Source organism: Vibrio sp. G-C-1 (assembly GCF_021728015.1).
GTDB classification, from domain to species: Bacteria; Pseudomonadota; Gammaproteobacteria; order Enterobacterales; family Vibrionaceae; genus Vibrio; species Vibrio splendidus.
Map to the genome: position 1 here is coordinate 175818 of NZ_JAKKCR010000003.1, position 26754 is coordinate 202571.

The following is a 26754-nucleotide window of genomic DNA, read 5'->3' on the forward strand; positions in this document are numbered from 1 at the left end:
ACCTTACATGAAAGTTTTTAGTTGTTCTTCGATTGATGCTTTGTCAAAAATATTTTTAAGGCTGATGATGTTCTCTTTTCCACCGTCTTTCAGTTGGTTAGCAACGTCTGTTGCCGCGACCCAAATATCCGCATTGCTTGATGCTGCAGAAGATAGATCTTCGTGATCAATCTCTGCTTCGAAACCGATTTTTTTAGCCACTTCTTTCACTGCCATTTCCATCATTAGTGAAGTACCAAGGCCGTTACCGCAAACTACAAGAATCTTTTTCATAATATTTGTCTCAATTGGATTTTAGGGGTTGAGAAACTGCGTTCTCTTATTGTGTGAGAGCATAATAATGGAAATATTCAGATTTCAATAAGATCTCCATCACAAAGCTAAAATGAGATTGTGATGGAGATCTCGTTAATTTATGTTAAAGATCCAGAGTGAGACTTTGATCAAATTTAACTTTTCACTCGAATATGCAACGTATCTAATTGAGAAAGGCAGGAGTAAATGTATTTATTTTTCGGAAGACAAATATTTAGAGGATCTGTGAAATAAAATAGATAACTAATCGTATCGACCGTAATCGGTAAGCATTTTCTTAAGCATACTATTGACGTCTTTGGTCTTTTTATTTCTTTTTGTTAATTGACTGAGAGAGGTTGGTTTTGGAGCCTCAGTTTTATCATTCTCAACATCTTCGACCTTATCTTTCATTTTTTGTACAGCGGGCAATAACATTCGAATTTCTTCGTTATTAGTATTGGTTAGTACCACAATATTTTCAGATTCAACTTGGGTAATGGTCAATATTCCATGTTTAACGGATTCAACCTTTTCACCAATCATAATTGATTCAGGTGCGACAGAGCGATCAGTTAACTGACCTGTACGTAATTTCGCCGCACTGATAGCGCGGATATTTCCGGTGTTTTCAAACGCGACAATAACAGTATAGGTATTATAATATTCAACTACTGTCACATAGCCATGTCTATTTGTTTTGAATTTAGCTCCATTGTTCATGTCGTGCGGAGCTTCCATTTTCTTCAAGTGTTTCCTCTCTTAGTCTCGATGGCTGTTATATCTAATCAGCTCTATTAGTATTTTATAGATAATTATTTGGTGAGATCATACAAAGTATATACGCATCTAAACTTAAGATGAATCTTGAAGTATCGGGAAATGAGGCAGAGCACAGAAAAGTAGTAAGAATCACACAGAATTAACCGAGTGATTACGCTCGTACGTTTAAAGGCTTAACATTACAAATTCAACTTCTACAGGTTGTTTACAGTTTTTATGCACACAAATGACGATAAACACAGCGTTTTGTTTAATCCTTGACCGCGCGATCGTTTGCGTCAAAAAAATGTGATGAAAGTCTCACTTAACTGTTTATACTTCTTTTCCGGTTTTAAGCCGGTGCTTAGCCAATACAAGCCGTCACATGGATATGTGAATGACCCCACGGACCGGACCAGCTACGTTCCACTGCTTGTATAAGGTGATTTTTACATGAACAACTCGTTGTTACAGTCGCTAACGTTGTTAGCTCCTTCATCGCGTAGCGTTTTGCTTGCGGTTCTTTGTCCTATTCCTTTGATGTCATTCGTTTGGCTCATGTTCACTCTTTAAGGATTACTAGGACACATTATGAATATACTATTTGGTCTTGTCGGTGTTATTGCACTGATTGCTTGCGCATGTCTGTTATCTGAGAGCCGCTCTTCGATTAACTGGAAAACGGTCTCTCGTGCACTATTACTTCAAATCGGCTTCGCTGCTTTGGTGTTGTATTTCCCTTGGGGACAATTGGCGTTAACAAGCCTAAGCAATGGCGTTTCGAGTTTGCTTGGTTTTGCAGACGTTGGTATCGCTTTCCTATTTGGTGATCTGGCTACTGAAGGTTTCATTTTCGCGATTCGCGTACTTCCAATCATTATCTTCTTCAGTGCTTTGATCTCTGCGCTCTATTATTTGGGCGTTATGCAGAAAGTGATTCAAGTTCTTGGTGGAGCGGTGCAAAAACTGCTGGGTACCAGTAAAGCTGAATCTCTAGTTGCAACAGGTAATATCTTCCTTTCTCAGGGTGAGTCTCCTCTTCTTATTCGTCCCTTTTTAAAGTCTATGACTCGTTCTGAACTGTTTGCTGTAATGGCGGGCGGCATGGCGTCAGTGGCCGGCAGTGTGCTGGGTGGCTATGCAGGATTAGGTGTTGAGCTTAAATACCTTATTGCAGCAAGCTTCATGGCGGCTCCGGGCAGCCTATTGATGGCGAAGATCATTGTTCCTGAGCGTAGTACTCCGAGTGACTACGACCACATTGAGCTAGATAAAGCTGACCAAAGCAACGTGATCGATGCATTGGCAAGTGGCGCAATGAACGGTATGAAGGTGGCGGTTGCTGTCGGCACTATGTTGGTTGCATTCGTGAGTGTGATTGCAATGGTGAACACGGGTTTAGAAAGTCTAGGCGAAATGTTCGGTTTTGCGGGCATTACCCTGCAAGCTATCTTCGGTTACCTATTCTCGCCTCTTGCATGGTTAATTGGTATCCCGAGTGATGAAGTATTAATGGCAGGTTCTTACATCGGTCAGAAGATCGTAATGAACGAGTTTGTTGCTTTCATCGACTTCGTTGAGAACAAAGCTCTGCTGTCTGAACATAGCCAAGTCATTGTGACTTTTGCATTGTGTGGTTTTGCCAACATTGGTTCTATCGCGATTCAATTAGGTTCGATTGGTGTTATGGCACCAGAGCGTCGTGCAGAAGTGGCAAACTTAGGTTTGAAAGCGGTAGCGGCTGGTACGTTAGCAAACCTAATGAGTGCATGTTTAGCGGGTATCTTCATCCTGCTTTAAGCTAGATTAAGTTAAAGTAGCTAGATTCAATAAAAGCGCTTAAATTTAGTAAAAGCGGGTATCTTACTTACGGAGTTTACGTAAGAAGGGTATCCGCTTTTTTGTGCCTGCTCGTTAGGTTGATTAAGGTTCTAGCCACCACTTCTCATTGTTCTGTAGTGTGTTAGGCTCACTCGGAAGAGTAATAGAGCAAGCTCCTTTTATCCGATATACTTGAATATCATTAGGTTGCGATTAATATCGTTCGGTTTCGATTAAGAACAATCGGTTTTCACCAGAACAAAAGCAACCAAATCCAATTAATCAAGGGTCTTCCCATGAATATGCGCGTTCTCATCGGTCTTATCACCGCCTTCATTGGCTTGTTTGCGATGGTTTATCTTATTGCTGGTGGTACTCAGTTCCCTATCTCTCAGTGGCCGCAAGAGGCTTACCACGGTTTAGTCTTCAGCATCGTATGGGGCACTGGTGTAGCCGCATCGGTGGCGTACTTCTTCTCGGCATTGGTGTTTGTGACTATTGCAGTGGTTTGCTATGCGATTGGTTATAAGATCGGTGGGCTCTTTTCTAGCAAGTCAGAAGCATAAAACAGAAGTTTAAACGTACACTTTTTGCATTTTCTTTTAGGGTTAACGTTCGCCTTAACCCTCCCTTAACCTCCCGCTCGTTATCTTGTCTCCATTCTTACAGGAGACAAGAAGATGAAATTGAATCTTCCTTTAAAACATTCCCTTATTTCACTTGCTCTAATCGGGTTGATCGGTTGCACGACAACCAGTCAGGCTGACTTTGTTTCGTTAGCAGAGCAAAGCACTAGCCAGACACAGCAAAGCTTACTCACAGAGCTGATTCAACAAACCTCTGAAGAACAGGCTTTGAACCCGCATGCTTCTAATGAACAAGAGTTAGATACAGAGAATCTACAACTCACCGATTTAGTGAATGCGCCGGAGCTCGATCTCTATATCGAGCGCGCTCTGCAGAACAGTCCAAGCCTTCAACAAAGTATCACAGCACTCAAAATTGCCTATGCACAGCAAGGTGTGACGTCTGGCGACCGCTTACCAACCGTCGATGCGAGTTTTTCTGGTCAAGCTGACGAAGGCACTAACGGCTCAAGCACCACTGAAACCTACACCACGGATGTCACGGTCGGTTGGGAGTTGGACTTATGGCAGAAATTAGCAGACACAAACAACGCCGCGTTAAAAGATATTGCGACGTCTCAGGCTAACCTTCAGGGCGCTCAAGATCTTTTGGTCGCGAGTGTGATGAGAGGTTGGCTTGATATCAGTTTGAAGCAGCAGCTTGTTGATATTGAAACGCAGCGCTTGGTGATTCTAGAAAATAACGAAGAGCTGGTTTTAGAACGTTATCGCACAGGGCTAGGTAGCCTTGAAGAGCTAGATAACGCCAAAACGAGCAGCGCATCGACTCAAGCAACTTTGGCCGATTACCAAGAGCAACTGGCACAAAGTCGACGCGCGTTAGTTTTGTTAACGGGGCAGTGGAGTGGGGATTCTAATGAGGCGACTCTTGCTGAACTCGGTTCATTCCCAACCATCATTAACCCGCTAGACAATATGCCGACGCAAGATCTGGCAGGGCGTCCGGATCTTCAAGCGGCTTTCTTCAATATTGAAGCAGAAACACTGCGTGCTGATGCTGCATATAAAGCGATGCTGCCTTCGATCAGTTTATCTGCAAGCCTAACTGATATGGCGGAATCTCCGAGTGAAGCCTTGTTGACTGGGCCTTTGTGGAGTGCGCTTGGTCAAGTGTCGGCACCACTGTTCCAGGGTGGCAAGCTGAAAGCACAGGCTGAGATTGCAGATCTAACCACAGAAACCAGCTACTGGGCTTACCAAGAAACTCTGTTGAATGCGGTGAATGAAGTGGAAAACGCAATGGGTCAAGAGTCGTCATTAACGCTTCAACAGCAACACCTAACGAACGCCTTGGTGAGCGCACAACGCAGCTTCACCAGCTATGAAGAGAAATACCGTCAGGGTTTGGTCGACATTTTTGATCTACTTACTGTTCAGCAACAAACCTATGACCTTGAAGCGCAGCTAACACAAACCATTTATAACCGTCTCGTAAACCGAATTGATTTAGGCCTAGCTCTGGGCTTAGGAGTATCTTCATGAAACTGAACACCATCACAATTGCAATCACCCTTGTTGCGGGTTCAAGCATTTTTGCTGCCCTCGCTTACAACGGTTCACAAACAGAGCTTACTCCTCAAAAGACGAATGAATTAACGGTTTCAGAGTCTCAAGTCATGGTTGTTGAAACTAAGTCTGTTGGAACTAAGTCTGTTGAAACGACCACCTTAGCAGTCTCGCAACAACAGCAAGTGTCTGTCGTACTTGCCACTCTCGGAGACTACCAAGCGGAAGTGGTGGGCTACGGAGAAGCGAAGTCGCGCTATGAGTTGATGTTTTCAACAGAAGTTAGTGGCCGAGTAGAAGCAATCAGCTCGCAGTTCGAAACCGGGCAAGTGATTGGCCAAGGTGACGTGATCGCCAATATCGACTCTACCAACTATCAACAAGCGGTAACCCAAGCCAAGGCGAATGTGGCTCAAGCTCAATTGGATTTATTGGAAGAACAGAGACAAGGCGAACAAGCTAAGTCTGAGTGGCAACGCTCTGGTTTGTCTGGCGAGCCGGATTCACCTTTGGTGTTGCGTGAACCACAACTGGCACAAGTAACCGCTGCCTTAGAGAACGCCAAGCTTGAATTGGTGAAGGCTGAGCAAGACCTCGAAAAAACAACCTTGGTTGCCCCTTTTGATTCGTTGGTCGTGAGCCGTGATGTTCAACCGGGAAGCTACGCACAAACGGGCGCTCAGATAGCCACGTTATACAGCGTTGATGAGGTTGAGGTTTCTGTTCCTTTGTCTGAAAGCCAATGGTTGAGCTTACCAAACAGCGATAACTCGCAATTGAAAGAGCAGCCGTGGCCAGTGACTCTGTCGAGTTCTGATGGTCAATACCAGTGGCAAGGTTATGTCGAGCGAGTTGAGCAGCACTTACAACAAGACACACGTCAGCGCTCATTGATAGTGAAAGTCGATAACCCTTTGGATCAAGAGAAAGATCTTTATCCAGGTACATTCGTACAAGCAACGATCTCGGGTAAGCAATTAAACCAATTATGGGAGCTTCCAGCCTCAGCACTTTCGCAGCAGGGTGACCTGTGGTTTGTAGACGACAACGGTCTGCTTTCTAAATCAAACGCGAATGTTGAGTTTGAAAAGGGCGGTTTGATTTACATCGACCCAACCAAACTGAGCAACTCTACCGAGCTAAATAGCCTTACAGAATCAAATCGTGACAGTGTGCAAGTGGTCAAGCGTCCATTAAGCAGCTTTAAATCAGGCATGGTTGTGCTGGCTAAGGCGGAGGGTTAGTTATGTCTAACGAGCTGAAACCTAATAACCAAGCGCGCTGTGATCACCAAGTGCACAGTAACCAGACGTCGAGTAAGTCACATACTGGCGTAATCGCGTGGTTTGCTAACAACTCTGTGGCAGCGAACTTATTGTTAGTGGGCGTGATCATCATTGGTGTGTTGTCGCTTAACACGTTACGTAAAGAAGCATTCCCGAGCCTAGAACCCGATGTTGTCACTGTTTCAGTGACTTATGACAGTGGTGACCCTGTTCAGGCGGAAGAAGGCCTTGCGATTAAGATTGAAGATGCGTTAGAAACCGTACCGGGCATTAAGCGTATTACATCTACTTCTGATGCGAACGGAAGCCACGTTTCGATTGAGAAAACGAGCACCTATGACCTTGATACCCTGTTAACCGACGTTAAAACTAAGGTTGATGCGATCAATAACCTGCCTGCAGGCGCTGACAATCCTGTGATTGATAAGGCTCGCATGCAAGATCATGCTTTATGGGTGCAGCTCTATGGTGACGCAGACCGAGCAACGCTGCAGAGTTTAGCCGAGCAACTTAAGTCGGACTTACTGAGCCAATCGGCGATTCGTGATTTGGAAATCAAAGCCAAAGCCGATCCTATGATCTCGGTTGAGGTTGATGAGAACAAGCTCCAAGCTTATGGATTAACACTGACTGACGTTTCTGAAGCGATCAATGCGGAATCTTCTGCAGCTATCTCGACCAGCCTTCGCAATGGTGAAAAAACGGTTCGTTTGAAGGTATCTGAACAGGCGTACGAACTGCAAGATTTCAACGCGATTCCGGTGATGACGACCACTGATGGCACTCAAATTACATTGGGTGACATTGCTAACGTTGAAGACATGTTTGCCGATGACACCTTCATGCTTTCTCGTTACAACCAACAGAATGCGATGGCGATTCAGATCGTGATGGATGAATATGGAGACGTCGTCAGCATCGTTGAACAGGCTCAACAAGTGGTGGAGCGCTGGGAAAACAGCAACATGCTGCCTAATGATGTCGAGATTGAAACTTGGTACGACAAAAGCACCATGATCAAAGATCGCTTGAGCCTGTTGGTGAATAACGCGCTCACCGGTATCGCTTTGGTATTCATCGTGTTAGCGGTATTTCTAAACGTGCGTGTCGCTTTCTGGGTAGCCGCGGGCTTACCGTTTGTATTCTTTGGCACCATGTTCTTCATGACAGACACCTTTATGGGGCTAACCATCAATGAGATGACCACCTTTGGTTTCATTATGGCGCTCGGGATAGTGGTCGATGATGCCGTGGTGGTCGGTGAAAGTATCTACTCCACCCGCAAGGAAGAAGGCGACTCGATCGGCAGTACCATTCGAGGCACTATGAAGGTGGCATCACCGACCATATTTGGTGTGTTGACGACGGTTGTTGCCTTCTTAGCGCTAGCTAACGTTGAAGGTAAAATGGGGCAGATTTACGCTCAGTTCGGTACGGTTGTGACTATCTGTTTGTTGCTGTCTTTGGTTGAGTCTAAGTTCATCCTGCCATCGCACCTCGCACACATTAATACCAAGCGCAGCGACAAAAAGGGGCTTTGGGCTCGTGTTCAACATGCTGCCGATACTGGGCTAGGTTGGTTTAATAAGCGCATCTATTGTCCTGTGATTGAATGGGCGCTGAAACTGCGTTACGCCGTGGTGATGGTTTTCTTGTCACTGCTTATCTTGGTGGCGGGGCTGCCAATGACTGGGGCGGTACGTGTGGCATTCTTCCCTGATATGCCGGGCGACACCGTGACTGCTGACATGTCGATGCAAAACGACGCGAGCTTTGGTCAAACACAACAGAACTTGCTAGTGCTTGAAGCGGCGGCAACACAAACAGATGAAACTCTGAGAGCGCAATACGGTGCTCAAGATGAAGCATCGGAACTGCTGAGCCTTCAGGTTATCGCCGATGCTGATGATTCTGGCCAAGTTAAAATTGAATTAGATAGCGACAGTGTCTACACATCGAACGAGTTTGCAGATGCTTGGCAAGAGACTGTGGGCCAGATGGAAGGGGTTAAGAAGCTCAAGATCTTGTCTAAAATGGAGATGGTCGACAACTTCAAAGTAGAATTGAAAGCGTGGAACGAAGAATCTGTTTCGGCGGCGGGCAATGAGTTCTTAACTAAGCTTCAAGCGATTGACGGTGTGAGTGGCATTGATCATAACTTGGATCTGGGTGAGCCTCAGTATCGTTTCGAATTAACACAACAAGGTCGCGCGTTGGGGTTTGATACGGCAAGCCTTTCGCAACAAGTACTACAAGCGTTTGGTGGTGACATTGTTCAGCAGTTCCAACGTGGTAAAGATGAGGTGAAAGTCCGTGTTCGTTATCCTGAATCGGATCGTCAAACCATTGCGGATATCAAACAATCGAGCGTGAGGACCAACGACGGTACCGTGGTGCCTTTGAGCACAGTCGCTAAAGTATATTCTGATTACCAAGTATCAGAGATCACGCGCATTGATAGCCAACGTGCGGTGTACATCAGCGCTGTATTAGACAAAGACGTGGTTGCACCTGCAGAGCTTGTTCATCAGTTGCAAGACACATTAGTACCCGATTTAGAAGCGCTATATCCGGGGCTAACGGTCGACTTTGCTGGCGAAACGGAAGAGCAAGAAGAAACCGCGAGTTCAATGATGAGCATGTTTGTACTCGCCATGATTGCTATCTACACGCTGCTTGCTATCCCGCTGAAGTCTTACATTCAGCCTGTGATTATTATGACAGCGATTCCATTTGGTATTGTTGGGGCAATCTTAGGGCACTGGTGGAATGACTTAACAATCAGTATCCTATCGCTAAACGGTATTCTAGCGTTGAGCGGTGTGGTAGTGAATGACAGTTTGTTGTTGGTTTCTCGTTTTAACGAGCTTATCAAAGAGCAGGGCAAGTCGGTTCACGATGCGATTGTTGAAGCGTGTTCTGGTCGACTAAGAGCCGTGTTACTCACATCGGTCACCACGTTCGCAGGTTTGACGCCACTATTAAGTGAAACGTCTCTGCAGGCTCAATTCCTGATCCCAGCAGCGGCGGCGTTAGGTTACGGCATTTTGTTTGCGACGTTTATTACATTGATTCTGACGCCAGCATTGTTAATGATCCAGTGTGAAATTAAGTCTCTGATTCTTAAAGTCACAAATCGAGTCAAAGGCGTTGAACAAACGGCTTAACAATGGCTAAGCTGATGATGATATCTAACGGGTGGATGCTGAGTTAGTCTCAGCATCATCTGTTTAGGTTCATTAGCAGTCAAGGCTCAATAGACTAAGGCGTTACAGAACCGCGCATTACCAGCCACGATATAACTAAAATAGAGGTCGTCATGATGGCAGAATCCGTCACTAATAAACTCACAGATAAGCTTCAATTGCTTTTGGTTGAAGACGACCTCGATTTGGCCACTGCTGTGATCGATTACCTCGATTTAGAAGATATCCAGTGTGATCATGCAGCGAATGGTTTAGTTGGACTCAATCTCATAGAAACTAATCGCTATGACGCAGTAATTCTCGATCTCAACTTGCCCAAAATGAACGGCTTGCAGGTGTGTGAGAATCTCAGAGTGCAGGGTATTGATACCCCCGTTTTGATGCTGACCGCACGTGATACGCTTGATGATAAGCTGACAGGCTTTTCAAAAGGTGCCGATGACTACTTGATCAAACCATTTGCGATGGAAGAGTTGATTGTTCGAGCTCAAGTATTGGCAAAGCGGCGCAGTGGTCAGGTTAGCCGCTTATCGGTGAGCGATCTCGAGATTGACCTTAAACAGCATCAAGCTTATCGTGCGAACTCACCTCTCAAGCTTTCCCCAACTGCGCTCAAAATTTTAGAAGTTTTGATGCGATCTAGCCCTAATCCTGTTTCACGAGAGACGATCATGCAGGGCGTGTGGGGCGACGACCAACCAGATAGTAACAGTTTGAAAGTACACATCTTTAATTTACGTAAACAAGTGGATGCAGAACAAGACAATAAGCTACTGCATACTATTGCGGGCAAAGGTTTTGCGATTAAGGAGTTACGACAAGAATGAAGATCAGACCAAGTTTAAGGATCTACGTCTTATTGGCGATTCTGGTCACTGGTGTGACGACGATTCTGGTTCTTTCTGCATTGAGCGTAAATTACTTTGTCTCTGGGATGGATATCGCTATGCGTGGCTCTATGATTGCCCAGGCGCAACAAGATGCGGTGAAGCCGGGCAAGCCTATGACCAATCAAGAATTTACGGTGGCGACCCAATGGAGCGACTTGCCACAAGGTATTCAGAACAACCTTAACCAGAACGAACTGCAATTCAACCGCATGACCAAAATGATCATTGGCAAATCTATATTCTCACCTCCCGAGAAAGGCTATTTCGCCATGAAGGTAATGAAAGGTGATGAGGTTCGTTATGTTTCTGCGGTGTTTACGCAAAGGCATGATCAATTTATGAAAGATGACGGGCTTCCGCACTTTGTGATGATTTTATTGACCGCATTGGGTGCGATTGTATTATTTTTCGTTATCTTGGTTTTGGTGTTACGTAAGGTGGCATCGCCTGTTGAGCAGCTAAAGAACTGGGCCAAATCGTTAGATAAAGATAACCTCAATGAACCGACACCAGATTTTCACTTCAGTGAACTGAACACCTTGGCTCACATCATTCGTGATAGTTTGAGTTCGGTTCAAAACAGCTTAGAACGAGAGCAGAAATTTTTGGGTTACGCGAGCCACGAATTACGTACCCCTATTGCTGTCACAAGAACCAACAGTGAACTGCTAGAGAAGCTGATTCAAAAGGGTAAGAGCCCAGAAAAGCAGCTTGAAGTGATAGACCGAATTAAGCGCGCGGGTTTCACCATGACAGACCTGACAGAAACTTTGTTGTGGCTCACCCGACAACAAGACAAAGACCTGCCTTTGGAAAACGTACATCTTGGCGAACTGTCGCAACAGATTACCCACGATTTAACCTATCTATTGAATGGAAAGGCGGTGGTTGTGAATATTGAAAGGGACGACACACAATGCCAGTTACCAGCTGGACTAACCCGAATCGTGCTGACCAACTTGATTCGCAATGCTTTCCAGCACACAGGAAGCGGTACCGTGGATATCGTTCAAGTGGGTTCAAAAGTCACCATTGTTAACAACAACACTGATGGCACGGTAGAAGACAATCATTTGGGCTTTGGTCTAGGGTTAGAGCTCACCGAAAAGCTGCTTGCGCAATATCAATGGCAGTACCATAACCAAGAGCTGGCTGGTGGCCGTGAAGTGTGGGTGGATTTCTCGTAATGCACTGGCGTGATCGTTTTAAGGTGTATTGGTATCACCGAAAACAGACTAACCGCTCGAATGGCGACAAGGCCAAAGCTCTCGGTTGGACTAGTGAAGAGAGTCAATTGTGTCGCTTTGAAGTGATCGCTCGCTCGGCTGATTTCGAAAAGAAGCGTGTTTTAGATTTGGGTTGTGGCTATGGCGAGTTGTTTGAACTGCTCGACAGCATCTATCGAATTCAATCTTACACCGGTGTTGACCAACATGCAGGCTTTCTAAAAAAGGCTAAGCAGAATTACACAGAAGATCGTTGTCAGTTTTTGTCGGGAGACATGAGCAAAATGAACCTTGAGGCGCATGACATTGTTATCGCCAGTGGTTCACTGAACTACATCTCTCGTGATTCTGACTATCTGACAAACATGATTACTCGTATGTATGAATTGGCGAATCAGACGGTGATTTTTAATCTTCTCAACTCAAGCCAATATCCTTCACGTAATACCTTGATGAGTTATCACCCTCAAGGTGTCTATCGTTTCTGTAAAACCCTATGTGATGATGTCTCCTTAATAGAGGGCTACGCAGAAGGGGATTTCACGATAGTGATGAACAAGGTCTGCTCCTAAACCTAAACCTGAGCCAGAGCGAAGTGATGGTGTGGAAAGAATTAAAAAAGCCGCAGGCCTTGAAAGGTATGCGGCTTTTTGGGTTCTATGACCAAACTAGGCTAGGTATGCTGCTAGTTCTTCGGTGGTTGGTTTTTAATGAGTCCGTAAGGGATGTTACTAAACACCTTAGGGTTGCCTTCATAGGTCGGCGCTTCATTCACTTGCTGCCAATCGAGTAGCATGATTGCTAGCACGTTGCGGTGTTCACCATACTCAAGATCAAAATCACCAGTGATAGAAGGGATCATGCCTTGTTTCTTATCGATAGAAGCTTGAATCGAGAGCCGAGTTTTCTCGACAACTGGGTCATCTTCTAAACCTGCCAGTAAGAAGGTTAATCCAACCTCAGCAATCACATCTTCTTTCGCACGCAGCAGAATCGTATCGATGTTTTTTCTGAAGTAATCGTAGATCCATTGATGATCTTGCTCGCTCACTTGATGCTGATAGTACTCGGAATCGCCAAAGATGACGTGTGTCATGCCGTAGAGTTTGTTGCCAAATTGCTGACTTGAAAGCTTCTTATCTTCATCGTCTGGATACGCTTTTTTGAAGGTGTCGACGAACTCATCAACGACATCTTGTTCACCTAATTGGCGCAGCCAGTAGACTTGATTGGCGAGTTGAGCCGCCCAAGCTTTCACCATGTCTTCGTTGGTCACGTATCGTGAGAAGTCATAGCGACGAATGATTTCGCGCAGCTTAGCATCGTTCTTGTGCTCTAAACCGTATTCATTAGCACGAGCCATAGAGCCTAGGAGGTCAACACCAAGATAAAGGTATTCTGGCATGTGCTTGGTGATGTTGTAACGTCGAACACTGCGCTCATCGTTATCGCCAACATAAGAAGCAACACGCTTCTCTGAGTAGAGTACGATTTGTTCCATTGTATGAACGTCATTAGACAGGGTGCTGAGCTTACTTGCCACTCGTGCCATGTCACTCCAGACCGCAGCAGAATACTTATCGTCTAATGTTTGGCGATACATGCGCAGCCCGTAATGACCTTCTTTGAATGCAGGCAGAGTGTAAAGCTGGCTTTCGTAGGTCGTACGAATGAGGTCTGCGGATTGTTTGAAAGATTGTTCATGAGAGTTGAGAGAATCTGCTTGGGTTTGAATACTCGGTACATTTGTCGCCAGAGCGTTCTCTTGTGCGTGAACAGCGACCGTAACTGAGGCCGATAGTAATGTGCACAGTGTAATCGTTTTTAGCTTCATGTCGTGAGGTACCAAGCTGATTAATAGTCTATGTAAAATAACATCGATGAATCCATTAATGTAAGGTTTGAGTCAATACAATGTAAGCTTTATAAGGTTCACTAACCCTTTTTGATTAAGCAATTAGTATAACCAACAGACCTGAAGTGATGAATGGCACAATATTTGATAGATAGTAGACGTTAGTATAGATTTTTAGTGACTTAGCGGCATACTGGAGCAATAAGCCAGAAATGAGCCGTTATAAGGCAGTATATAGAACAAAAGTGTTAGAGGTTCGTAAATGCCAAGTGGTTCTAGCAAGCAGTGGTCTGCTAAGGTTGTGTCTTTTCTTTTTTTCCTTGCGATAGTGAGCGCGATTGAGTTCTTTCACGCCAAGCAATTAACTTTTCTTAAAAATGAATCGTATTCTGAGGGAAAAAAACAATTATCCATTATTCGTTCTCGGATCGAAGCCGCGATCGTGTCAGATATGTATATCCTCAACAATTTCTCGACCTTAGTGACCATCAACCCTGATGGTGAGGTGAAGAATTGGGACAAGATTGCTGAGAATATCATTCAAGATGGCTTCCATATTCGACTTATTGGGCTCGCCAAAGACGACATTCTAAACTTTGTTTACCCTATGGAAGGCAATGAGCAGATTCTTGGTATTAATTATCGCGATTATCCCAACCAATGGGAGTCTGTTGAGATAGCCCGTAATCTCGGTAACACTTTTATTGCTGGGCCTTTTGAATTGTTTCAAGGTGGTCAAGCCCTCATTACGCGAACTCCGATCTTTCGAGACCCACCTTTTAATCAAGACTATTGGGGTGTATCCAGTGCTGTTATTGGCTTAGATGAGCTGTTTGAAGATGTCGGAATTGGGAAAATCGAGAACAAGTACGAACTCGCAATTCGCGGTGCCAACAGTTCGGGTAAAGATGGCCCTGTTTTTTATAGCACCCAGGATGTGTTCGATAATGCGTTTGCCACCGAGCAGGTGAGCTTTCCTTACGGTGGTTGGTACCTTGCTCTCTCCGGTAGTGAGCATGTATTGATGGACGTGCCTTGGTATCGAGTTCAAGCGGTAAGGCTGGTGGGCTACTCCATAATGTTAGTGCTAGCGATTGCCTTTATGACTATTTATCGCCTGTATCTAATTGCTGATAGCCGTTCTATGCATGATGAGCTCACGATGTTACCGAATCGTCGATACTTCATGTATAGCCTCAAGCAGGCATTTAAAACCACTCAAAAGCAGAGAGCGAGAACCTTTGCGGTTGTCAATATCGATCTGGATGGGTTTAAAGCGATCAACGACACGTTTGGTCATGCGGCCGGCGATCAGGTGTTAGTTGAATGTGCCAAGCGTATAAAGAGTGAGTTGCGCGGTTCAGACATCGTGGCAAGGATAGGAGGCGATGAGTTCTTAGTTTTATTGCCACGCATCATCGATGATCAACATGTATCGTCGATTGTGGCTAAACTTCGTAAGGTGATATGTACGACACCAGTGATCTACGAGACTCACTCAATTTATCTTCGAATCAGTGTTGGTTGGGTTATTCATAACAATAACTACGATGATGTCGATGCACTCTTGAAAGCGGCTGATGAAAAAATGTACGAACAGAAGCGGCAAGTTATGTAGGTTGAATTGGAGCTGTGATTAGAATTTAGTTGCTGAATGTAGGGAAAAGCCTCAGAATACCGCGCTTTGCTCCTTATCAATCCAATTGATGAGCGAAAGCTGTAGCAACGACTTCTTTCTGCGCGTTGCTCATACTAAATGTTATTCAACTGAGAAAATAATCTATGAGTTTTACCTCCCTGGGCCTTTCTGAACCGATCCTTAAAGCTATTGAAGCACAAGGTTACGATAAGCCATCACCAATACAAGAGAAAGCCGTACCAGCTGTCCTAACGGGCAAAGATGTTATGGCCGCTGCTCAAACAGGTACAGGTAAAACTGCAGGCTTCACGCTACCTATTCTTGAAATGCTGTCAAAAGGCCCTCGCGTACGTCAGAACCAAGTACGTGCGCTAGTGCTAACACCAACCCGTGAGCTTGCTGCGCAAGTGAATGGCAGCGTAGTGAAGTACGGTATTAACTTACCTCTTACTTCTACGGTGGTGTTTGGTGGTGTGAAAATTAACCCTCAGATGCAAAAACTGCGTAAAGGTAGTGATGTACTGGTAGCAACACCGGGTCGTCTACTTGACCTATACAACCAAAATGCTGTGCGTTTTGATCAACTAGAAATTCTAGTGCTAGATGAAGCTGACCGCATGCTAGACATGGGCTTCATTCGCGATATCCGTAAGATCTTGGCTTTTCTACCTAAGAAGCGCCAAAACCTACTGTTCTCAGCGACGTTCTCTGATGATATTCGTGGCTTGGCGAAAGGCTTAGTAAACAACCCAGTTGAAATCTCGGTAAGCCCTGCGAACTCAACGGCACCAACCGTTGAGCAAAGCATCTACCCAGTAGATAAAAAGAAAAAAAGCGCAATGCTAGCGAAGCTCATCAAAGATAATGATTGGCGACAAGTGCTTGTGTTTAGCAAAACGAAACATGGCGCAAACAAGCTTTCACACTTCCTTGACGAGCAAGGCATCTCAGCGGCGCCTATTCATGGCAACAAGAGCCAAGGCGCGCGTACTAAAGCCCTAGAGAACTTCAAAACGGGTAAAGTCCGAGTATTAGTGGCGACTGATATCGCAGCGCGTGGTATCGATATTCCGCAACTGCCTCAAGTAGTGAATTTCGACCTTCCAAACGTATCAGAAGATTACGTTCACCGTATTGGTCGTACTGGCCGTGCTGGTGAAGTGGGTAAAGCAATTTCATTGGTTTGTGCTGATGAAGTGGGTGAACTGTTTGGTATCGAGCGCCTTATTCAGCAAGTGCTTGAGCGCCGTGAAATTGAAGGTTTTGCACCTGTAAACAAGTTGCCAGAATCTCGTTTGGATTCGCGCCCGATTAAGCCTAAGAAGCCGAAAAAGACGCGTGAACACTCTGATGGTCAACGTTCTGGTGAGAATGCTCGCGGGCACAAACCAGCAGGTAAGAACAAGCGTCATGTTTCTGGTTCAGGTTCTGCTCCTAAACGTAAGCCTAATGCGAACAAGCCTAACTCAGGCAACAAAGCTTCTGACAGCAACTCAACAGTTGCGGGTGATGATAAATCTTTAAGAAATAATGGCAGTAACTATAAGCGTGGTAATGCGGCAAACAAGCCTTCTACGAATAGTTCTGGTAAGCCAACTGGTGCAGGTAAACCTAAGAAGTCTGGTTTCGGTGGCGGTAATGGCTCGAGCAAACCAGCAGGTAATAAGCCTACAGGTAACAAGCCTTCACCATCTAGAAGCCGCTCTAAGCCTGCACCTCAGAAATAGTAGCTCTTTGGTAGACCAAAAGGTTGATAAGGTAGCTTTGTAGCGGTTCAGCAACGAGAATTACTTTTTAAGAAGGTTCTCGTTTATTAGCGAATTTCTGCAATTTAACTCGAATAAGCGCGAATATTGAATTTCAATGTTCGCGTTTTTTTATGGGTATTATTTGGGGAATTAGAAGTGATTTCTTGGCCGTAAAAACGACTGAATCAAGAAGAAATACGCTATTGAGAGGAAAGGTAATGATTCGTTAATGATTTATTAATAACAACATAATCACTAGCGTTTTTGTGGATCTTTGCAATTTGCAATTCCAGTTTGCAAAACAAGCAGGGATTTACGGCCAATACGTGTTCAGATGCTTAGTAAATACGTGCTTTAAAAGTTGGCACGTATGCTGCATTAGTAATGGTGACCCTTCTTAAGCCGAGGGTCACCTAGCCAACTGACGTTGTTAGTGAACCCATATTGTTCACACAAAATATATAACCAATCACCTTTATTGTGGTCGGTTTTTTTTTGCCTGAATTTTGAGTTCTACTTGTTGGTTTTACTTTTTTACTCACCACACTTCGAGTAACAGCTTGGTTGGCGAGGGCACTCTCCACCTCTGGAGCAGATAAGCCTAGCCTCTGTCTCAATCCCACGTTCAATCCAATTTATATTTAGAATCTTGGCTATTGTCGTGAGATCTTTCTTGATGTTACGTGGGATTACCACAGAGCCACCATTGTTGACGCATGAAGCCTTAAGCTGCTCTGCAATATCTCTTGAATTACCGCCTTGAGCATCAATCGCTGGGTTTAAGTCTATACCAGCACACAACACACGATTGTTACCCGCAGGATCCGTCATATTGATGGATTCACAGCAATAGATTCTTGGCTCATCTCCTACATTTAAAATGGAGATCTGAGCTGAGCTACCCGCCCGAGGTTCTGATAATCGACGGAACACTGCCCAATGTTGACATGGGTCGGCGACCGTTCTCATATTCCCCCAAGGCAGTGGAATCCCGTTCCCGCGGTATACCGCCTTGAGTTTCCCCGGCCCATAAGCATCAAAGTAGTGCCAGTGAGGGTAGGGCGATACTACCGTCATTCTACGCATCGCAACAGAGGGGGAAACCCCCGCTCTCTTATGAACGTCTATTTCGTAACCTGTGCGGTCAAGCAGCTGTCTAAACGGGACTTTAGGGCACAGAAGTGCTCCTGCAAAGAAACTGGATTCAAAGTCTCGCCACGCTTGCAGAATGTCTTGAGAGTTCAGCTGTGAAGAGCCTGAAATCTGGTTGTCATCCCATGTGTTGTTGTTACCGACCGACAACACACTCTTTAACCCTTCTTTGCTATGCAGAATGCAATGGCCGATATAAACCGAGAGATCGTATTTCAGACGAGTGGGGTACTCTTTGAGAATTTCGTTTAAAAAGATCGTACCGGGAGGCTCAAAGAATGAAGTAACCAGTTGCTTGGCATTGATTCCTAGCTCATCAACCACGTCCTGCGGCGTGCGCGTAACCCAGCGGATGTTAATACCAAGGGTTCTAGCGATGTCTATAAGGTCTTCTACGCTCAGGTTAAGACGTTTTAGGCCAACCTCTTCTGCGGCGCGCTCAAGGTCAGGGAAGTGGTTCTGGTTGCTTTCTTGGTGTGCCCTAATCAAGAGGTGAGCAAACTGACGGCCAGAGATCCCCGTTTGTGACAGCATTTCAGGAATCGCAATCTGCAGGATGTCGTTGGAGAAAAGAAAGCTAGGCTCGAGTGCCATGCCACTTATCCCACCACGATTCCCTTTGTCAGGTGCAATGGCTTGTTGTTCTGATTCGTCGTCGAGGAACCACGTTGGGGTCTTCTGAAAAACCTGCGCAATCACTTCCAGCATGTCGATGCTTGGCACACGCTTTCCACGTTCAATCATTGAAAGGTAAGAAACGGAAGGTGCGTATTCTGGGTTGATTCGAATACAACGCGCAGACAGATCTTCCATCGTTAAATGGTTACGTTTTCTTAGGTTACGTATTTTCGTACCTAGGAAATGAGACTGACGAACTAAACTTTTTGACAAGGCCATATTTGTAAAATTCACATTGTAAAATTTTTGTTGTGAAATTGTATGTAAAAAAGCGCTAATCTACAAACTAAGCAATTCACAAAATGACAAATAAGTTAAACGTTAGTTTGGAATAATTGCTCTAGGGCACATTTTTGCTGTAGAAATCGGTGGTTATCACCGGGCTAGTCAAGAGGGAAAGACTATGAATATGCTTACATTCGATAAAACAGAAATCCAAAAACAATCAAAACCATTTATCGCTGAAGCTGTCTTTGCCGTGGAGACAATCAGTGCCAACCAGCAAACAGAGAAGCAAGTGAAAGCAAAACAGCTGCTTGATCGACTGTTCCCATTAGAGAATGGTTCACATCAAGACGTAACCAGCTACGTAGTGGATTACCGCCATATCATGGCTTACTTTAAAGATGGTCAGCACAGCGGCCTAAAGCACCCTAAACAGTTTGTAGCGTACATGGGTGAGAAGAATGACCCAGACTCTATCTTGTTCCGAGATGGCAGTGGCAGTCACTTAGAAGTGATGTTTGGATGTCATAAAGGGACGGGGTGTATTGAATTGGTAGAGATCGATGATATTCAGTTAGAATCATGCACTACGTTCGGTCAATCGTCAGTGGAATCAACGACCACAATGCGCGAAGAGACCATTGCAGCAATGCGCCACTGGATCAGTTTGATTCAAGGTGATGCAAAGGGCAAACCAAAGGCATGCAGCGAAGATAAAGAGTTCAGAGCGAAGAGTGGTGAAGATTACTGCCTGAATTACTGCTACCAACTTTAGTCGTATGAAACAAGGTTTGGAACGCTGAAGGGGTTGAACCCAATAAGTACTAAGCCGATACACATAGCCAACAAAAAAGCCCCAAAGATTAACGTACTAGTTAGTCTTTGGGGCTTTTTGTTGTTTTTTAAATGTATATCAATTCGCGTTCACGGGTTCTCATTGAGCAGAACCAGCGGTGAAACCTTAAAGAGGCATGACTCGGTTGCGGCCAAGTGATTTCGCTTCGTAAAGTAGCTTATCAGCTCGTTCGATCAGTGATTGCGCCGACTCACCGGGCTCAAGTTCAGCGACACCAAACGATGCGGTGATACTGCCGACTTGTTGACCACTGCGACGATCTTTAATAGACAGCTTTTCTAGAGAGCGTCGATTAGTATCAGCGAGCTGACGAGCAATACGTAAAGACTTGTTTGGCACGATGAGTGCGAACTCTTCACCACCAAACCGATACGCAGAAATACCTTCACGGCAACTTAACTTCAGCTTGCGAGCTATCCCTTTAAGAACCATATCGCCAAACAAGTGGCCATAGGTGTCATTGAAATTTTTAAAATGATCGATGTCGAGAAGAATCAAACACAAAGATTCTTTTGCTTCACACAAGGTTTCTATATCACGGTCGAAAGAGCGACGGTTATAGAGTGTCGTTGTACTGTCAAAGAGCGCATCTTTCTGCACTTCTACAAGTTGGGTTTTAAGCTTGGAAATTTCTGATGTAGCAGAGTGCAGCTGAGAATTCAGAAACTGAGTAGAGTGACGAATATGACGAGACTCAGAAACCAACTGACGAACCAACGACATGACTTCGTCGATCGATAAACTTTCATTATCAACACGAGCCAAATCCTCGAAGCTTTGATCGATCATATCGGAGAAAGCTGAGGTATCGGTGAGGGTATCATTCATCGAATTCGAAACTTCAGAAACTAACAGTTCTAGGTTAGCGCGAAGATCGTTGATATTGGTTTCAGATTTGCTCGCAACGTAATTGTTGTAAAGCTGCTCACCAACGGCTGGAGGACAAATGCCGTAGTGTTCTAAAACACCATCCATGTCTTTAGTTAGCTGTGGGATAGCATTATCGACATAGGTATACCAAAGTGCGTAATTTGCAGGTGTGGTAGACACTCTGTTCTTCATCATAAGAGGTACCGCTTTTTTTAGATTAGCGGTGGATTTCTGGAATTCGTCTTTTTTCATTATTTTTACTGCAGATACCAAACTAACTCAAGCCACTTGTGGACAAGGTTAGCGGATTTCGCAGGTCTTTGCTTTAAAAATTATATGATTAATAGATGAGGATTGGATAAATAACTCATTTTTATTATGAATATCGATTGCGTATTCATAAATGGTGTCTAATGGATTGTTCTTTAACCATATTTTTGGTTATTCACTATGGAACATAAGTTGAGTTTTGTATTAAAACCTTAGTTCGGGAGAGCACTGTGATCTCAGAATCGATTGGAGAAGCAACTCGATTGAAGAAGTGACCCAGAAATTTGAATCGAGAGAGGGAAAGGATGAAAATATTTATGAGCAGATACAAAAAAGCGCCGATAAAAATCAGCGCTTTAAAATTCTTTTTAGCTAAAAGCTAATTATTGAGCAACAACGTTTGCTGCTTGTAGGCCTTTTTGACCGTTTTCAACTTCGAAAGAAACCTTTTGGCCTTCTTTCAGAGTTTTGAAACCTTCTGAAGCGATTGCACGGAAGTGTACGAATACGTCAGCACCGCCGTTGTCTTGAGAAATGAAACCGAAACCTTTCTCTTCGTTAAACCATTTTACAGTGCCAGTATTTGTGTTAGACATAATTTGTCCCTTATTCATAAATTTTCTAAATTGTTGATTGCATTACTGCAATGCGCTGATAATTGAATTATTTAATGTTGCTAAGAAATAAGGAAAAACTACTTACAAAAACGGGTAACGATTTTACATGTCATTTTTTACTATTCATCTAACTTAAATAACTCCGGCTAACAGAGCGAGTGCATGTTAACACAGTCTTTCCGGTTGTACACTCATTGATTGAGAAATCAGCGAGTTTTTTTGTCATGTTGTGCTCGTTAACAAAACCACCTGAAATAGCTGATAGTTTTATAAAATCACACGCCATGACAAAGTAAAAAGGAAGCCTAAGCCTCCCTTTCATCATTAGTATAGACGATATTATCGTTTGAAGTTGATATCTTCAGTTTTATCTAAATTAATTTTTGTTTTCGCTGGTTGAGTCTCTGCGATTACCTTGCCGTGGCGGATAGAGTACTGCACTGGTACTTGGCGGCGCACGGCATCAAAGCCATCGTCAGCAGGAAGAATTAGCAGGCTTCCTGGCTTACCTTCCTCAATACCGTAGTTGTCTTGGATGTTCAATGTGCGAGCTGAGTTCTTGCTGATTAAATCAAGAGAGGTGTTGATTTGGTCGTAGCCCATAACTTGTGTTACGTGCAGTCCCATGTGCAGAACTTGAAGCATATTCGCTGTACCTAGCGGGTACCATGGGTCAAACACATCATCATGGCCGAAACACACATTGATATTAGCCGCTAGCATCTCTTTAACACGAGTCACACCACGACGTTTCGGGTAGTCGTCGAAACGGCCTTGTAAGTGGATGTTCACTAACGGGTTTGCCACGAAGTTAATGCCAGACATCTTTAATAGACGGAATAGGCGAGATGCGTAAGCACCATTGTAAGAACCCATTGCTGTAGTATGGCTTGCCGTTACCTTATCACCCATGTCGAATTTATGAGCAAGGGCTGCCAGTGTTTCAACGAAGCGAGATTGCTCATCATCGATTTCATCACAGTGAACGTCGATCAAGCAGTCGTACTTGCGTGCAAGCTCGAACGCATAGTGCAGAGATTCAATACCGTACTCACGAGTGAATTCGAAGTGAGGGATAGCACCAATAACGTCAGCGCCGATCTTCACAGCTTCTTCAAGCAATTCTTTGCCGTTAGGGTATGAAAGAATGCCTTCCTGAGGGAATGCAACGATCTGGATGTCGACCCACTCTTTCATCTCTTCACGAACTTCAACCATCGCTCGTAATGCAACCAACGTCGGATCTGATACATCAACGTGAGTACGCACGTGTTGAACACCGTTAGCAATCTGCCATTTCAGTGTTTGTTTCGCACGAGACTTTACGTCTTCAATTGATAACAATTCTTTACGCTCAGCCCAACGCTCAATACCTTCAAACAAAGTACCAGAGATGTTCCAGTTAGGTTCGCCAGCCGTTTGCGTAGTATCTAGGTGAATATGCGGTTCACAGAAAGGAGAAACTGCAATGCCACCTTCAGCATCAAGGATGTCACCTTGATGATTGATTGGTGCGTCATTATCGAGAATGCGAGAAAATTGACCATTTTCAATCAGGATTTGTTTCAAGCCGTCTTGGTCTTGAAGCTTCGCGTTCTTGATTAATAAGGTTGTCATAGTGTGTCCTTAAGCGGCCTGAGATTTCAGAGCGTTTTTATTCAATAGAGGGTTAAGCACGAGGTAACTGATTGCACCACCAAACACGGCATTTAAAGGAACGATGCCCGGAAGGAAGTGACCAGCGGCTACGCCTGTTGCTACCGCGATAATGCCAGCCCAGTTAACGGTTTGGAACTCTGCTTTTGCAAAATCTTTGTAACGTTTACGGTTCGCAAAGAAGTCGGCGATGATTACGCCACCAATGGGTGGAATTGCCAGAGAAAGGAAGGTTAACCAGCCGACGAAGTTGTTGTACAACCAAAGCGCGAAAATCGTACCTACGATACCGTTAATGATAGACATTGTAGTACTTGAGCGACCTGTGATGTTAGATAAACCAAGACCTGACGCATAAAGTGCGTTTTCATTGGTTGTCCAGATGTTCAAGCCTAGAACGATGATGGCTGGAAGAAGTAGTCCTTGCGCAATCATCACATCTGAAATGTCAGAGAGACCCGTCGCTGCTGCACCTGCCGCGCCAAAGATAAACATCAGTGAGTTACCGATGAAGAATGCGACCATGGTAATTAACACTGCGCTCGCTGGCTTTTTACCAAAGCGAACGAAATCGGCAGTTAACGTACCCGCACTCACGAATGAACCGACAACCATTGCTAACGCCATTGAGAAGTCCATTGGTGTTTCAGGCTTAATCAGTTGCAGTTGCTCTATGCCACCAACACTGTCTACCGCGGTCAATACTGAGTAACCACCTAGAATCGCAATCGCAGGAACCGCAATCGCTGAAAGCACCATGAGTGCTTTAATACCGAAGTACACCGTACCTGTCATCAACAAGCCTGATACAACAATCAAGGTGTTGGTATCAATGCCCGTGGCTTTTTGTACCGGAATCGCAAACATGGCAACGCCCACACCAAACCAACCGACTTGTGTACCACCAAGTAGAGCAGAAGGAAGCCATGAGCCTTTAGTACCGAAAGAGAAACGAGCAAGGAGGTGAGTAGAGAGGCCAGTAGATGAGCCGATGTAGCCAAGAAAAGAAGTGTAAATACCGAGGATTAGGTTACCGATGAGAACGGCGAGGAAGAAATCGTTGAATGAAAGACCTGTCCCGAGTGAACCACCTGTCCACATACTTGCAGAGAAGAAAGTGAGTCCAAGCATTACCATGGTGAGTGAAGCGACTCCTTTCCTAGCCGATGTAGGAACCGGCCCAAGACTGTAGTTATTATCAGCAGCCATTTTTTACCTCCGCAAATGATCAAAATTAAATTTAACGGTCGCCGTATTGCAGGCAAACGTGCGCATTATGGTGATATAAATCACGTAGTCAATGCTAATTTTGTCAATAAAAGCGGTATGGAATCAGTTATTGAACTAAAAACAATATAAAACATAAGGTTATGTTTTGTATTTTTTTAATTAAAATAAATAGAAAACGTTTTCTATAACGCATCAGGTATCTGTTGTTCATAGTTGGCTATGAATGTTGATTATTATATTTATGAATGGGTGTCTGTATATTGGGCGGGCGATGTTTCTTAAATGACAGGCAAAAAAATGGCCAATCGCAATATTCGCAATTGGCCTATATATATCGTGAACAACAAAGGTTCACTAACAACGTCAGTTGGCTAGGTGACCCTCGGCTTAAGAAGGGTCAATGTATACAGTGCAGTTAGTGTGCCAACTTTTAAGACGACGTAAAATGAGTGTTTTATAGCAATTTGGTGCGTATTTAAGCTGGTTTTTCGCGTTTTGAAATTATAATTTCGCAAAACGAAAATGCATTATGCAAAATGCGGATGGATTGTCTAAGTTACGTAATAAGAACTATTTTGTATTTTATGCCGACAGCTAGTACTAACTCGTCTTTGTTCTTCCCCAAAAAAAGCCAGCATGCTTTAAGGGCATACTGGCTTTGTATTGATTGACTTGTTACTTAAGTTAGATTGAGTAAAAGAAGTACAACTGAGATTTCATTCGAATGATAATCCCACGTATTACGTCTAGGAAGCCCATAAAGCCAATCGGCTTCTCACCGCTTACCCAAGCTAGTCCAACGGAGCCTACAGGAATATCGTAACCTTCCGTTTCGTCAATTTTTAAGCGGACAAAGTGGTGTTTGTTTTGGAGGTTTCTGCCTGTGGTAACGCGAACCTGTTCATCAATACCTAATAAGCTAGCTTGTGCCTCACCCGTCGCTTCAACAATGCCCTCTACGGTTGCAGAGAATATTTTTCCCGGGTATACCGCCGTCGAAAATTCTGCTGGTTGACCCACCTTAACATTGCGAATCGCTTGGTGATTGACTCGCATCAATACGTACTTCTCTTCGGTATACATCTGGATACGAGGCATCATTGAAACGCGTTGACCCTCACGAAGGATAAAGTTCGTTACAAAGCCGTCAGTCGGTGCCGTGACTTTGGTACTGTTCAAGTCCCATTGTGCTTGTGCCAATGTTGCTTTTGCTGAATCGACCTCAGTCTGCTTCTTGCTTACATTGGTTTCAGCCTTGTGGATGTTTAATTTCGCATTCTCGGCATCGACTTCTTTCTTGCTAAGCTGAGATTCCAATGTCGTAACGTTATACGTCGCTAAGTCTACCTTTGCTGTTTGTTGGTCGATGTCAGTTTCTGTAATCGTATGTTCTACAACACTGTTTTGTTTCTGGTAACGGTCAAGGGTCTTAGATTGCAACACTAGATCGGTCTTTGCTGACTCTATCTGTGCAATAGATGTTTTGATGTCTTCTAGCGCCGACTGATAGCTAATTTTAGCAATGCTGACTTCTTGGCGAGCGGTATCTAAAGCGACTTTTGTTGACTCAAGTTGAACGCCTGCTTTGTCTCTCGCAATCACATATTTAGTGTCATCAATTTCGTAAAGAAGTTGCCCTTCAACCACATCTTGGTTTGGGCTGATGTGAACCTTTGTGGTTTTTCCTGTGACCGCAGTTGAGTCCGGGCGTAATTGAATATGTGGAGACTGAACAACCGATCCTCCAGATAGGTCCATCGGAGTAAAGTTGATTAACCCAACCCATACGAACATCAACCAAGATGTACCACCTAAGTAAGCAAACGCTTTGGTGCCTTTATTCCAAGGCATACCGACCAGTCTCAGTAAATAAATGAACAGTGCCCAAATCGCTAAACCTTCTAACATACTGGGTTCTCCTCATTTTTATCATTTTGTTCCGGCGGTACATCAGATTTTGGCGGCGCTTTCCAGGTGTCTCTCAGATTGATGATGGCTTTTTCCATATCAACAAAGGCCAAGATGACGGCGAGTACCCATACCCAGTGCCAGATAAAACCAATCCAAGTTAATGCGGTGATCAAACCGAGTTGTTGGTGCTCTTTGCTGTGAGCTTTATTGATTGGTAATTCATGCACACGCCAGAACCCGTAACATGCAGCAGCGATAGTTGCGATCAATACAACGCCTGCTACAACGTGTAGAGCGGTATCGGCGCCGGTGCCGACAAATGGGACACTCACTAAACTCATTGATAAACCCTAGGTTAAATTGAGCACAGAGTGTGATTGATATCAGATTTAGAAGTTGAAAATTTACC

At 44.4% G+C, this 26754-nt stretch carries 21 protein-coding genes; 11 read left to right on the forward strand and 10 right to left on the reverse strand.

The genetic code is table 11. The features are described 5' to 3' along the window. Positions 1-3: 3 nt before the first annotated feature. Both L3V36_RS06160 and L3V36_RS06165 read right to left on the reverse strand, forming a co-directional pair. Positions 4-273 carry a PTS sugar transporter subunit IIB gene (locus tag L3V36_RS06160; RefSeq protein WP_004729968.1) on the reverse strand — a complete coding sequence of 90 codons (270 nt, stop codon included), beginning with the start codon at positions 271-273 and terminating at the stop codon, positions 4-6. A gap of 285 nt (positions 274-558) precedes the next feature. Continuing rightward, on the reverse strand, positions 559-1035 hold the full coding sequence (locus L3V36_RS06165; protein ID WP_004729970.1) for a hypothetical protein: 477 nt from the start codon (positions 1033-1035) through the stop codon (positions 559-561). 612 nt (positions 1036-1647) lie between these two features. On the opposite strand from L3V36_RS06165, the gene L3V36_RS06170 reads away from it, so the two are divergent. The 8 genes from L3V36_RS06170 (at position 1648) to L3V36_RS06205 (ending at position 12210) form a co-directional block, all read left to right on the forward strand. After that, complete coding sequence (locus L3V36_RS06170) at positions 1648-2856, forward strand: NupC/NupG family nucleoside CNT transporter (protein WP_004729974.1); 1209 nt, start codon at positions 1648-1650, stop codon at positions 2854-2856. A gap of 317 nt (positions 2857-3173) precedes the next feature. After that, positions 3174-3443: a hypothetical protein gene (locus L3V36_RS06175; protein WP_065205837.1), complete on the forward strand. Its 270-nt coding sequence runs from the start codon at positions 3174-3176 to the stop codon at positions 3441-3443. 114 nt (positions 3444-3557) lie between these two features. After that, positions 3558-5006, forward strand: coding sequence for a TolC family protein (locus L3V36_RS06180; protein WP_208774658.1), 1449 nt, complete (start codon positions 3558-3560; stop codon positions 5004-5006). Beyond that, positions 5003-6274 carry an efflux RND transporter periplasmic adaptor subunit gene (locus L3V36_RS06185; protein WP_208774660.1) on the forward strand — a complete coding sequence of 424 codons (1272 nt, stop codon included), beginning with the start codon at positions 5003-5005 and terminating at the stop codon, positions 6272-6274. Before L3V36_RS06180 ends, L3V36_RS06185 begins: the two co-directional genes overlap by 4 nt. A gap of 2 nt (positions 6275-6276) precedes the next feature. After that, positions 6277-9483, forward strand: coding sequence for an efflux RND transporter permease subunit (locus L3V36_RS06190; protein ID WP_208774662.1), 3207 nt, complete (start codon positions 6277-6279; stop codon positions 9481-9483). Between the two features lie 155 nt (positions 9484-9638). Further along, entirely contained in the window at positions 9639-10349 is a 711-nt protein-coding gene (locus tag L3V36_RS06195; protein ID WP_108156697.1) for a response regulator transcription factor, read from the forward strand. Beyond that, complete coding sequence (locus tag L3V36_RS06200) at positions 10346-11599, forward strand: HAMP domain-containing sensor histidine kinase (RefSeq protein ID WP_208774665.1); 1254 nt, start codon at positions 10346-10348, stop codon at positions 11597-11599. Before L3V36_RS06195 ends, L3V36_RS06200 begins: the two co-directional genes overlap by 4 nt. Then, on the forward strand, positions 11599-12210 hold the full coding sequence (locus L3V36_RS06205; RefSeq protein ID WP_208774667.1) for a class I SAM-dependent methyltransferase: 612 nt from the start codon (positions 11599-11601) through the stop codon (positions 12208-12210). Before L3V36_RS06200 ends, L3V36_RS06205 begins: the two co-directional genes overlap by 1 nt. 113 nt (positions 12211-12323) lie before the next feature. Here L3V36_RS06205 and L3V36_RS06210 read toward each other — a convergent pair whose 3' ends face one another. Continuing rightward, positions 12324-13472, reverse strand: coding sequence for a DUF3541 domain-containing protein (locus L3V36_RS06210; protein ID WP_102446834.1), 1149 nt, complete (start codon positions 13470-13472; stop codon positions 12324-12326). Between the two features lie 283 nt (positions 13473-13755). Here L3V36_RS06210 and L3V36_RS06215 point away from each other — a divergent pair, with 283 nt between their 5' ends. After that, positions 13756-15111: a diguanylate cyclase gene (locus L3V36_RS06215; protein WP_208774669.1), complete on the forward strand. Its 1356-nt coding sequence runs from the start codon at positions 13756-13758 to the stop codon at positions 15109-15111. Between the two features lie 164 nt (positions 15112-15275). Beyond that, positions 15276-16859 (forward strand): DEAD/DEAH box helicase, encoded by a 1584-nt coding sequence (locus tag L3V36_RS06220; protein ID WP_102446832.1) that lies wholly within the window; start codon positions 15276-15278, stop codon positions 16857-16859. Between the two features lie 555 nt (positions 16860-17414). Here the strand turns inward: L3V36_RS06220 and L3V36_RS06225 are convergent. After that, positions 17415-18944 carry a DUF3612 domain-containing protein gene (locus L3V36_RS06225; protein ID WP_017079615.1) on the reverse strand — a complete coding sequence of 510 codons (1530 nt, stop codon included), beginning with the start codon at positions 18942-18944 and terminating at the stop codon, positions 17415-17417. A 169-nt stretch (positions 18945-19113) separates the two neighbouring features. Between L3V36_RS06225 and L3V36_RS06230 the strand changes: the two genes are divergently transcribed. After that, positions 19114-19710 (forward strand): malate synthase, encoded by a 597-nt coding sequence (locus L3V36_RS06230; protein WP_017085411.1) that lies wholly within the window; start codon positions 19114-19116, stop codon positions 19708-19710. Between the two features lie 186 nt (positions 19711-19896). Here the strand turns inward: L3V36_RS06230 and L3V36_RS06235 are convergent, their stop codons facing one another. From L3V36_RS06235 to L3V36_RS06260, 6 genes are all read right to left on the reverse strand, one after another. Continuing rightward, positions 19897-20913 carry a GGDEF domain-containing protein gene (locus L3V36_RS06235; protein WP_004730002.1) on the reverse strand — a complete coding sequence of 339 codons (1017 nt, stop codon included), beginning with the start codon at positions 20911-20913 and terminating at the stop codon, positions 19897-19899. 401 nt (positions 20914-21314) lie between these two features. Then, positions 21315-21527: a cold-shock protein gene (locus L3V36_RS06240; RefSeq protein ID WP_004730009.1), complete on the reverse strand. Its 213-nt coding sequence runs from the start codon at positions 21525-21527 to the stop codon at positions 21315-21317. A 360-nt stretch (positions 21528-21887) separates the two neighbouring features. Beyond that, positions 21888-23165, reverse strand: a complete 1278-nt coding sequence (locus tag L3V36_RS06245; RefSeq protein WP_017079618.1) for a cytosine deaminase — start codon at positions 23163-23165, stop codon at positions 21888-21890. 9 nt (positions 23166-23174) lie between these two features. Next, positions 23175-24413 (reverse strand): cytosine permease, encoded by a 1239-nt coding sequence (codB, locus tag L3V36_RS06250; protein WP_065682303.1) that lies wholly within the window; start codon positions 24411-24413, stop codon positions 23175-23177. Positions 24414-25118: 705 nt separating this feature from the next. Continuing rightward, positions 25119-26342: an HlyD family secretion protein gene (locus L3V36_RS06255; RefSeq protein ID WP_017082492.1), complete on the reverse strand. Its 1224-nt coding sequence runs from the start codon at positions 26340-26342 to the stop codon at positions 25119-25121. Continuing rightward, positions 26336-26686, reverse strand: coding sequence for an MFS transporter (locus L3V36_RS06260; protein WP_017082491.1), 351 nt, complete (start codon positions 26684-26686; stop codon positions 26336-26338). The genes L3V36_RS06255 and L3V36_RS06260 overlap by 7 nt, the downstream gene beginning before the upstream one ends. Between the last annotated feature and the right edge of the window lie 68 nt (positions 26687-26754).